This window comes from Allobosea sp. FG18 (assembly GCF_057809495.1).
The window spans coordinates 1-9873 of the sequence record NZ_JBMDKB010000053.1 but is presented as its reverse complement, the minus strand read 5'-3'; the positions used below and the strand labels follow the sequence as shown (position 1 = coordinate 9873).

6 protein-coding genes and 1 pseudogene are annotated in these 9873 nt (G+C 60.4%); 6 read left to right on the top strand and 1 reads right to left on the bottom strand.

Annotation, left to right across the window (positions count from 1 at the left end):
* From ACODTJ_RS28580 to ACODTJ_RS28570, 3 genes are all read left to right on the top strand, one after another.
* The coding region (locus ACODTJ_RS28580) for an alpha/beta hydrolase (protein WP_488851562.1) at positions 1 to 1128 on the top strand (1128 nt) is incomplete at its 5' end.
* A 60-nt stretch (positions 1129 to 1188) separates the two neighbouring features.
* A complete protein-coding gene (locus tag ACODTJ_RS28575) occupies positions 1189 to 2877 on the top strand; it encodes a carboxylesterase/lipase family protein (RefSeq protein WP_488851560.1) in 1689 nt (562 codons plus the stop codon).
* A gap of 153 nt (positions 2878 to 3030) precedes the next feature.
* Positions 3031 to 5361: a mechanosensitive ion channel family protein gene (locus ACODTJ_RS28570; protein ID WP_488851558.1), complete on the top strand. Its 2331-nt coding sequence runs from the start codon at positions 3031 to 3033 to the stop codon at positions 5359 to 5361.
* A 29-nt stretch (positions 5362 to 5390) separates the two neighbouring features.
* Here the strand turns inward: ACODTJ_RS28570 and ACODTJ_RS28565 are convergent, their stop codons facing one another.
* Positions 5391 to 6779 carry a helix-turn-helix domain-containing protein gene (locus ACODTJ_RS28565; RefSeq protein ID WP_488851556.1) on the bottom strand — a complete coding sequence of 463 codons (1389 nt, stop codon included), beginning with the start codon at positions 6777 to 6779 and terminating at the stop codon, positions 5391 to 5393.
* A 268-nt stretch (positions 6780 to 7047) separates the two neighbouring features.
* Between ACODTJ_RS28565 and ACODTJ_RS28560 the strand changes: the two genes are divergently transcribed.
* The 3 genes and pseudogenes from ACODTJ_RS28560 to ACODTJ_RS28550 all read left to right on the top strand — a co-directional run bounded on the left by ACODTJ_RS28560 (position 7048) and on the right by ACODTJ_RS28550 (position 9852).
* Positions 7048 to 7206, top strand: coding sequence for a hypothetical protein (locus ACODTJ_RS28560; RefSeq protein ID WP_488851554.1), 159 nt, complete (start codon positions 7048 to 7050; stop codon positions 7204 to 7206).
* A 71-nt stretch (positions 7207 to 7277) separates the two neighbouring features.
* Positions 7278 to 8126 (top strand): annotated as a pseudogene (panC, locus tag ACODTJ_RS28555) (pantoate--beta-alanine ligase).
* 64 nt (positions 8127 to 8190) lie between these two features.
* Positions 8191 to 9852, top strand: a complete 1662-nt coding sequence (locus ACODTJ_RS28550; RefSeq protein WP_488851552.1) for an isocitrate lyase — start codon at positions 8191 to 8193, stop codon at positions 9850 to 9852.
* Positions 9853 to 9873: the final 21 nt, after the last annotated feature.

The following is a 9873-nucleotide window of genomic DNA, read 5'->3' as shown; positions in this document are numbered from 1 at the left end:
GAACGGTGGCCGGATATTGATCGGAATGCCGGCCGGCTTCACGTCGGAATCCGCATTCTGGTCGCACTTCCGAGAAAATCGATTGGTCACGGCGCAATGGATCAAGCTAAACGATCGACGGCTGGAAGCACGAGCGCGTCGCCACTCGTGCTGCTAAGCCAAGGTAGCTTTGCTGTAGGAGGAAGCATCGTCCGAACAGACGGCGATTATACGACGGGGCTTCCCCCAGCCGCCGGACAGACCCTGCATGGCGATCACGCCTATGCCTTCTATCAGATCCCGATCGAGCCCCGGCCCTATCCGTTGGTGTTCGTCCATGGCAACTCGCAGTCGGCGCGAACGTGGGAAACGACCCCGGACGGGAGGGAAGGGTTTCAGAACCTCTTCCTTCGGCGCGGATTCAGTGTCTATTGCGTCGATCAGCCTCGCCGCGGCAAGTCGGGCCAAAGCACTGTTCCGTTCGAACTGACTGCAACGCCCAGCGATCAGTTCTGGTTCAACACTCTGCGGCTCGGCGTTTGGCCGGACTTCTTTCCAGGCGTTCAGTTTTGCACGTCAGCGGAGTGTCTGGAGCAGTTTCTGCGGCAGATGACACCGACCACCGGTCCGTTCGATCTCGCGGTGGCAGCGGATGGGATATCCGCGGTCGCTGACAAAGTTGGGCCTTGTGTGCTGGTGACGCATTCGCAAGGCGGCGGCATCGGATGGTCGACCGTGCTTCGCACGGAGAACGTCCGCGGCATTGTCTGCTACGAGCCAGGAAGCAATTTTCCGTTCCCGGAAGGTGAGGCGCCCAGCGAGATGCCGAGCGCCGGCGGGCCACTGGCCGCCATGGAAGTCCCCCTCGATGAGTTTTTGAAGTTCACGAGGATCCCCATCGTTATCTTTTTCGGCGATTTCATTCCGTCCGAACCGGTCGAAAATCACGGCCAAGATCAGTGGCGTGTGCGAGCGGCAATGGCTCGTCTCTGGGCCGATGCCGTGAACCGTCGCGGCGGCCACGTCGAAATCGTAGACCTCCCCAGCATCGGCGTGAGGGGAAACACGCATTTTCCGTTCTCGGATCTCAACAACGTTGAGATTGCTGATCTCATGTCAGCTTTCCTTTCGCGAAACGGACTGGATTAGCAGGCCACAAGCTCAACTCCTGCTGTGGCCCGGACTTTCGTACGCGCATCGGAGGTAGAGATGGACTGGAGAGCGTTCTTCAGGGGCTCGGTGAGCTCTGTCGCCCGCTTGGCAGGCGTTGCAATCCTGAGCTCCTGGCTCTTGAGCGTCGCGCAAGCACAAACTGCTGCTCCCCAATCCTCGGGAGAGTTCGTCACTGTTCAGACGAAGGCAGGCTCTCTGCGGGGCCGGGCACTCGCTGACAGCAATCTCTCGCTCTTCCAAGGCGTGCCATATGCACGACCTCCCGTCGGGGATCTCCGGTGGAGGCCACCGGCTCCGGTCGTGGCTTGGTCAGGGTCACGAGATGCCCTGGCGCCTGGCAGTCCATGCCCACAAACGGGGCGATTGGCGAGTTCCAACGAGGACTGCCTCTACCTGAATATCTGGGCGCCAAAAAACGACGGGCGCACTCCCGCACCCGTCATGGTGTTTCTCCACGGCGGTGGTCAGCGCAACTCCGCAGCGCATGAATATAAGGCCGACCGGCTAGTGACGGGCGGCACCCCCGTCATCTACGTCGGTATCAACTATCGGCTCAACATCTTCGCCTTTATGGCACACCAGCAATTGTCGGCGGAGGAGCCATCGCTCGGGTCCGGGAACTATGCCGCCCTCGATCAAATCGAGGCGCTTCGATGGGTTCGCGACAACATTGCGAGCTTCGGTGGGGATCCAAACAATGTGACGCTATTCGGGGAGTCAGGCGGCGCGCAGGCCGTCTGCGTCCTAATGGCTTCACCTGCAGCGAAGGGACTCTTTCGCCGAGCGATCTCTCAAAGTGGCCCCTGCCAGTGGCAGTTCTACCCTTCCCTGGCGGCGTCAGAAGAGCGAGGAGTGGACGTCGCGACACAGCTGGGATGCTCAGGTCCGGAAACCCTTTCGTGTCTCAGGGCGCTTCCCGCCGGTGCGGTTCTAGCCAAGGAGCGCGGGGCCCAATCGGATACCGCTGCGGCCCAACCGTCCTGGGGAGGCGGGGTCCTTCCCATCCCGGTTCGTGAGGCCTTCGCGACTGGTCAGTTCAACCGTGTCCCCTTCATTCAGGGCTCGAATACCGATGAGGGGCTATTTCAGCTGGCGACACAGTATGCGCAAAAGGGGCAGGTGCTAGCGAGCGAACGATACCCCGAGATCTTGAAACAGTACCTTGGCGCCTCGCGTGTTGAGGCGGTCATGCAGCGTTATCCCTTGGCCAAATTCGGCTCAGTTCTCGAAGCCCTGGCGGTGGTCCTGAGCGACTCGGGAATGGTCACCAACAACCGCATTGGCCTGTGCAACATGAGGCTGGCGAACCAACTTGCAGCCCCGCACACTTCGGTCTTTGCATATGAATTCGCCGACAGATCCGCCCCATATCCTGCGCCAATTTTTGACGCGCCGAACGCGGTACCCGGAGCAGCGCACACCAAGGATCTGTCTTATATCTTCAACCAAGGCCCATTGACCGATCAGCAAAGGGCGCTGTCCGACCAAATGATCAAGTACTGGACGAACTTTGCGGCTACCGGCGACCCTAATGGTCCGGGCTTGCCGCACTGGCCGGCTTTCAAGGTCGATCGGGAGGAAGTCATGCTGCTCGCGCTGGGCGAGCCAGTGAGCGACCCCAGCTTCGCCTCGAGGCACAACTGCGCGTTCTGGGCGCAGATGGGATTTGCGACACTCGCCGGCCCATACCCGACGCCGACGGCGGCTGGGCCAGAATACAAATAGGCTGGACTATCATCGAACCGACGAGCAAACGGGAGGCGGCAGCAATGCCGCCCCGACGCTTCGATCGGATTTATCAGCTCAGGTTATAGGGCCTATCGCCAGCCGCGCCCTACTCTCGAAATCAAGCTCATCATAAAATTGGCGCCCCAACGAGTGGCGATTGTTCGCCGGCGTCCGATTACAGATGAAGAGCATCCGGCGAAGATGCCCCAGATTCAACTTCCGGGAAAACCGATCGGGCTGAGACCTGAGCGCAAGCTTGGCTTCGCACTTTTTCGAATTGCCGCGCTCGTGGCGACGCTGGTGTGCGCTCCGAACGCGAGCTTTGGGCAGGAGCATCCCTCCTCCGACCCGTTCGTATTGACCCTGCGCGGTGATGAAGCGCCGGAAACCCTTCGCAGAACCTTTGAGGCACTAGGGGCCGCCGGAAGCAAGGTCGAGATTCGGATTGCCGGGGAGAACCGGAGCATTGGCTCGGCGGCGCCGGCGGCTCCTCCGAACGTCGGCCAGCGCCCATTTGGGGCAGTGGTCGACGACTCGCCGGTGGAGGCATTTCTAAGCCGGTTTGTGGAAGGTCTCGCGTCTGGTTTTCGCGCAGTTCCTTTGCTGGCCGATCTACCAGGCGACTGGCGCGCGGCGTGGAGTCAGGTGCGCAATGGCGGTGGTGGCATTGCAGCTGAGTGGCGAATTGCGGCAATTCTGGCTTTTGCTCTTGTGTCTGCGATGCTGTTCCGGCGCGCGACCGCGCCTTGGTTTGCCCGACGCGTGGGTGACTCCACCGCAGAGTTAGCGGGTCGCCTCAAAGCGTCGTCCTGGCTTCTTGCGAACGATATTCTGACGCTTGGGATTGGGTTACTCGTGCTGCAGGTTCTCAGGAACCTATGGCTTCCGGAGCAGGATCTCGCACGGGCAACCCTCCACGCAATCTCGACATCAGTCGCAATTTCCGCCGCGTATCTGATAGCCGGGCGCTTCCTTCTGGCGCCAGGTGCTCCGGCGCGGCGTCTCATGCCCTTGCCCCGAGCCAATCGCCATTATCGCCTGTTAGCGTTCTATGGCGTCGCGTCGCCTGCCCTTATGGCGGTGACGCTGCTCTCGCAGCGAGTAGGAGGGCCCCAGACCTTCGCGGGTCTTCTGGTTTTGGCCGGCTTCGCGCTCATGTTGTTCAAGGTGTGGTGGTTTGTAGACGGCCGGCGCGATTTAGAGGTGCTCATCCTCACCGTCGGGACAGTCCCCGGGCCGGGATGCCGCATTGTGGCAGCGGCCGCGGGCTGGATCTACGCCGCTTGCTTTATCCTGCTTTGGATGGTCGGCAATACCGCCTGGGCAGCGTCGAACGGCGACGGATGGGTCCGGACTGCCAGCTGGACGCAATTCCAGATCGTGGCGACGCCGATACTGGCCGTGGGAGTTGCCAGCTTGTTGGCATCGCGACGGGCTCATTCGGCGGTTGTCAGCGAGAACAGCCCATATTCGCTAGCGGCCAGTCGTGCAGCACAGGTGGCGGCAAGCGGACTTGTGTGGGTCGTCGGCTCAATCTTTCTAGCCCGACATTGGGCCGGGTTTCTGTTCGGAGTGAGCACCGAACAGTTCAGCTCTTTAACCCGCCAGATTGGTGGCGTGGCCGCGTTGGCTTTCAGTTGTTGGGTCGCGCTCGTATTCCTGAGAACATTCTTCGATGCATATGCGCCCAAGCGGCCAGTGAGTTCGCCAGGAGACGAAGACGAGGCCGATGAGTACAGGCCTTCTCGGCTAGTCACCATCATGCCCCTTATCAGGGGTGTTGTCGTTTTTGCGGTGCTCGCACTCGCAGCACTGGTCCTTCTTTCGCAGCTCGGCGTTGACACCGGGCCGCTCCTAGCGGGGTTTGGCCTGCTTGGACTCGCCGTATCCTTCGGCGCCCGAGACCTGATACGCGATGTCGTCGGAGGGTTCTTCTTCATGCTGGAGGATGCTTTTCGGGTTGGCGAATACGTCGATACAGGCCGTGTCCGGGGCACCGTCGAAAAAATATCGTTGCGATCAATGCAGCTGCGCCACCAAAGCGGCCAAATCCATACGGTGTCATTCGGCCCGCTTTCCTCGCTGACCAATGCAAGCCGTGACTGGGCGACTGTGAAGTTCAACGTTCGCCTGGACCACACCGCCGACATCGAAAAGGCCCGCAAAACGATCAAGAAGATCGGCGCTGAGCTGATGGGCGACCCTGAATTCGGGCCCTATTTCATCCTTCCGGTCAAAATGCAGGGGGTCGCAGATATCACTGAGGGTGCCATCGTGGTGCGCCTGAAGTTCACGGCAAAGCCCAATCAGGCGTCGACCCTCCAACGAGAAGCGCTCAAGCGCGTTTACCGCGGGTTGACCGAGGCGGAGGTGCCCTTCGCATCCAATGCCGTCACGGTACGCGAAGGAGGAGGCAAATCCGCAGCCGCGGCAATCGCTACTATTTCTTCCCCATCATCGCTTTCGCCAGCGTCCGGTTAGCCCCGCGGGCTGGGCAAGCTTTCCGAGGGTCACGTACTCGCATAGAAATTTTCAGAACGGTCGTTCTCATCTGACGTCATTCTATGGCCGGCAACCGGGTGCGCACGTTGCGCGCATCCGGTGCGAGGGCATATTCGGCACCCAACTCCGATGGAAATAGCGAGCTCTGGATTCGAAACGTCGACACCGTCTGAATAAATGAGCTCGTTTGCATAGGCGATATGGCAGCCAAGCCCGATGGAGAGATGCCGCTTGGGTTCATTATGCCGATAGCCGCCTTTGGTGACTGCCTTCGCGATGCAGAAGAACCGCTGGCCGTCGGGCATTTGGCTGATCTGAACGTTGATCCGATCCGGATGAAGGAATGCCCCGTAAACGTTCCATCGCGGACACGCGCCTGAGTGGCGCGGGATGTGGATGCCGGACAGCGAAAAGCGCTTCGAGATATTCCCCGCGATGTCGGTTCGAACGAGGTGCAGCGGCACGCCGCTACGGCCCGGCCGCTGGAGCGTCGTCATTCGATGACACACCTGCTCGAAACTGGTGCGGAACCGGCGACTGATGCGCTCGACGTCGTACCGCGTTTCCTTGCAGGCTTGGAAGAATGGCTCGTAGGGCATCATGAGGGCAGCCGCGAAGTAAGCCGTCAGCGCATTCCGGGCTACCGGCTCTGCTTCCTCCGGTAGCGATGCCTCGATGATGAGTTGGGCTATGATATTGCCGGCTCCCAACCGGCCGAGGTGCTGCGCAACTGCAAATGCTGCTGTCTCGGCGGGGAGGAGATCGGCGGTCAGAATTTCATTACGCAGCGTGTCGACCCTTCGGGTCATTCCCGGCGGAAGCGCTGCCAATCGCCATTGAAGCCCGAAAACGTTGTGAAGGTATGTGCGCAGACCGTGCTCGAACGACTCCGAGGCGTCGTCAATGTCCTTCCGAATGCGTTCGGCGGCAGTTTCCAGAACAGGGAAATGGTTGGCGTTCGCCTGAAGGAAATCGGAGACCGCGTCGGTTGTGACAGAGTCCCCCGCCTCAATCTGAGGCTTGATAGAAATACCTTCCGCGCCGATGGCGCGATATCGGTCATATAAACGCAAGATTGCCCGGCCAACCGCGGGATTGGATGTCGCTAGATCGCTGATGTCCTGGTTTGTCAAATCGGAGTCGGCAAAAAGATCGTCGCCGAACAACTCCATCAAGTCTCCCGCGAGCCGGGGTTCTTCGCTTTCCGCGAGCTCTCCAGGTTCCACGCCGAAATAGGCCGCCGCCCTGAACAGCAGCGGAACGGTCACCCGCCGGCGGTTGTGTTCCAGCAAATTGAGATAGCTCGGCGAGATCCCCAACGCCTCAGCGAGAGCCGCCTGGCTGACCTTCCGCAATCGACGGAAGCGTTTGATCCTGCCTCCGATCTGGACATTCATCTGCTGCACACTTGACCTTTACAAGATTGACTCAATCGACGCAAAACTTGACAGCGATTTTCTCATTAACACATTGATTTACCAGTAATTCTTGCGCCACCGCCGCTCCCTGTCAATATATAGACAACCCGGTGAGCACGCGGGGAGCAGCCGACCGCAAAGCGGCGCTTCTCGCTCATGTGCTCGCGACCCGAAGCCAATGGAGTGATCCATGACGCGACATCAAAATCCACGTGAGCTCATCGAAAGCTGTCTGAAGCCTCTGGGCTTGAACGAGCATTCGCCCGCAACCCAGGAGACGGTTCGCCGCCTGATCGACGCATTCACTTCGACGAAACCGGACAATGGAGCCGACACCCGGCCTCTCGAAGGTGCCCGGGCGCCCGTGATCGTCATCAACGAAGCCGCCCACGGCTACGACGCCTGATCCGGCTATCCACAACCCAGCGCAGTTTGCACCCGTCGCGGGGCGGGCGCGAGGCCGTAGAGGCAGTTCCAGTGGATCGACTCTCGATTTTTGAGACAGCCTCGGCGATGCGCGAGGCTGTCGATGGATGGCGCGCGTCGGGAGAGCAAGTTGCTCTCGTTCCCACTATGGGAGCGTTACACGAGGGGCACCTTTCGCTCGTTGAAGCCGGTCGTCGCCACGCCAGCCGGATCATCGTCTCGATCTTCGTGAATCCGACGCAATTTGGACCAAATGAGGACTTCCAAAAGTATCCTCGAAGCTTCGAAGACGACTGCTGCAAGCTAATGGCTTCGCAGGTCGATGCCGTCTACTTCCCTTCGGTTGGGGAAATGTACCCTGCCGATTTCGCTACAACCGTGCGTGTCGTTGGACCGGCGGCGGTTGGTCTTGAAGATCAATTTCGTCCCGGTCACTTCGAAGGTGTCGCGACAGTCTGCTGTAAGCTGTTCGCCCAATCCCGTGCTGACTTCGTGGTTTTTGGCGAAAAGGACTTTCAGCAGCTTAAGGTCGTGACACGAATGGCGTCGGACCTTGGGCTTGGCACCCGGGTGATCCCCGTCGAGACGCTGCGTGAACCTGATGGGCTCGCGGTGTCTTCGCGCAATCGGTATCTGACGGCCGAAGAGCGCTATCAGGCACCGACGCTGCATCGTGTCATGCAGAACCTGGCGGCGAATATCCGTCTACGGAAGTCCGTAGCGCAGGCGATCAGCGCCGCCCGCGACGAACTCACTGCGTCCGGCTTCGCCGTCGACTATCTGGAAGTTCGGGGCGCCGAAACCCTGGAGCCGGTCAGTTCACTCACCTGAGGCTCCGTTCGGATTCTGGCGGCCGCGCGACTGGGCGGCACCCGACTGATCGACAACATCGCGGTTTGAAAAGCTGAGCGCGACCGTCGCTCAGCGCCAGCGGCATATCAATCCTGAAGAGAAGGAAATTGCCATGAACGCCATCGCCCAGCAGCCAAAGTCTTTTGCCCCGACGGGCACCCGTCGCCCCACCTACGCGGAGCTCAGGAGCGAACTCCTGGCCCGTTATCCTTCGGGATTTGCCCCAGGCGGCGTCGCCATCGATGACATCGCGCAGCTGCGCCTTCAAAACACATTTGACACCCATCTCGATATCGCTCGCGAGATGGCCACTGTCATGCGCCACGACATCGCTGCCTATGACGCCGACACCTCAAAGTTCACTCAGTCGCTCGGCTGCTGGTCAGGGTTTCACGCCCAGCAGATGATCAAGTCTGTGAAGCGACTCCGCGGCACGGCCAAGGGCTCTTACGTCTACCTGTCGGGCTGGATGGTCGCAGGCCTTCGTAATCGCTTCGGCCATCTCCCCGACCAGTCGATGCATGAGAAGACCGCAGTCGCGGATCTCATCGAGGAGATCTATGTCTCGCTGCGCCAGGCGGATGAGGTAGCGCTGAACGACCTCTTCAAGGCTCTCAAGGACGCTCGCTCGGCTGGCGATGCCAAGGCTGAAGCGGCCGCTGTAGCCGCAATCGATGGTTTCGAGACTCATGTCGTTCCGATTATCGCCGATATCGATGCTGGGTTCGGCAACGAGCATGCGACCTATCTCCTGGCGAAGGAGCTCATCCGCGCCGGCGCTTGTTGCCTGCAGATCGAAAACCAGGTCTCGGACGCCAAGCAATGCGGACACCAGGACGGCAAGGTTACCGTCCCGCGCGAGGACTTTATCGAGAAGCTGCGTGCCTGCCGTCTTGCTTTCGAAGAACTCGGCGTCACCGATGGAGTTGTCGTCGCCCGCACCGATAGCCTGGGCGCCGGTCTCACGCAGAAGATTCCGGTTAGTCAGAAGCCCGGCGATTTGGCGTCTCAGTACACCAAGTGGCTCAACACCGAGCCTGTGTCCGATGCCTCCCCGCTTCAGGAGGGCGAGGTCGCGATCCAGCTCGAAGGCAAGCTCGTGCGGCCGACGAGGCTCGCCAACGGTCTTTTCCAATTCAAGGCAGGGAGCGGCCGAGCGCGTGTCGTCGAAGACTGCATTGCCTCCATCAATGAGGGCGGAGCCGATCTCCTCTGGATCGAAACGGATACCCCCAACGTCAACGAGATCGCTTCGATGGTCGCGGAGATCCGCAAGGCGGCCCCGGGTGCCAAGCTGGCCTATAACAACTCGCCTTCGTTCAACTGGACGCTCAATCTGCGTAAGCAGGTCCGTGCGGAATGGCTGAAAGACGGTCGTATCAAGGCCGACGACTACCCGGATAGCAATGCGCTGATGGCCGCCGATCTCGATGACAGCGAGCTCGGCCACGAGGCCGATGCCAGGCTCGCCCGCTTCCAAGTTGACATCGCCGCCCGTGCCGGCGTGTTCCACAATCTCATCACGCTGCCGACATTCCACCTCACTGCCAAGAGCGTCGACGAGCTCGCACGCGGCTATTTCGGCGACGATCGGATGAAGGCTTACGTCAACACGGTTCAGCGCGAGGAGATCCGTCGGGGGATATCAGCTGTGAAACACCAGCACGAAGTCGGCTCTGACCTGGGCGACACTTTCAAAGAGATGGTCGCCGGCGATCGCGCGCTGAAGGCGGGCGGCCACGCCAACACCATGAACCAGTTCTCACCAGCGTAACCGGCGAGGGGGGGGGGGGGG

What these genes read in the sequence shown, in the direction of transcription:
- ACODTJ_RS28575 (WP_488851560.1), top strand. Translation starts at nt 1,189, where the DNA reads ATGGACTGGAGAGCGTTCTTCAGGGGCTCGGTGAGCTCTGTCGCCCGC.
- ACODTJ_RS28565 (WP_488851556.1), bottom strand. Translation starts at nt 6,779, where the DNA reads ATGAATGTCCAGATCGGAGGCAGGATCAAACGCTTCCGTCGATTGCGG.
- ACODTJ_RS28550 (WP_488851552.1), top strand. Translation starts at nt 8,191, where the DNA reads ATGAACGCCATCGCCCAGCAGCCAAAGTCTTTTGCCCCGACGGGCACC.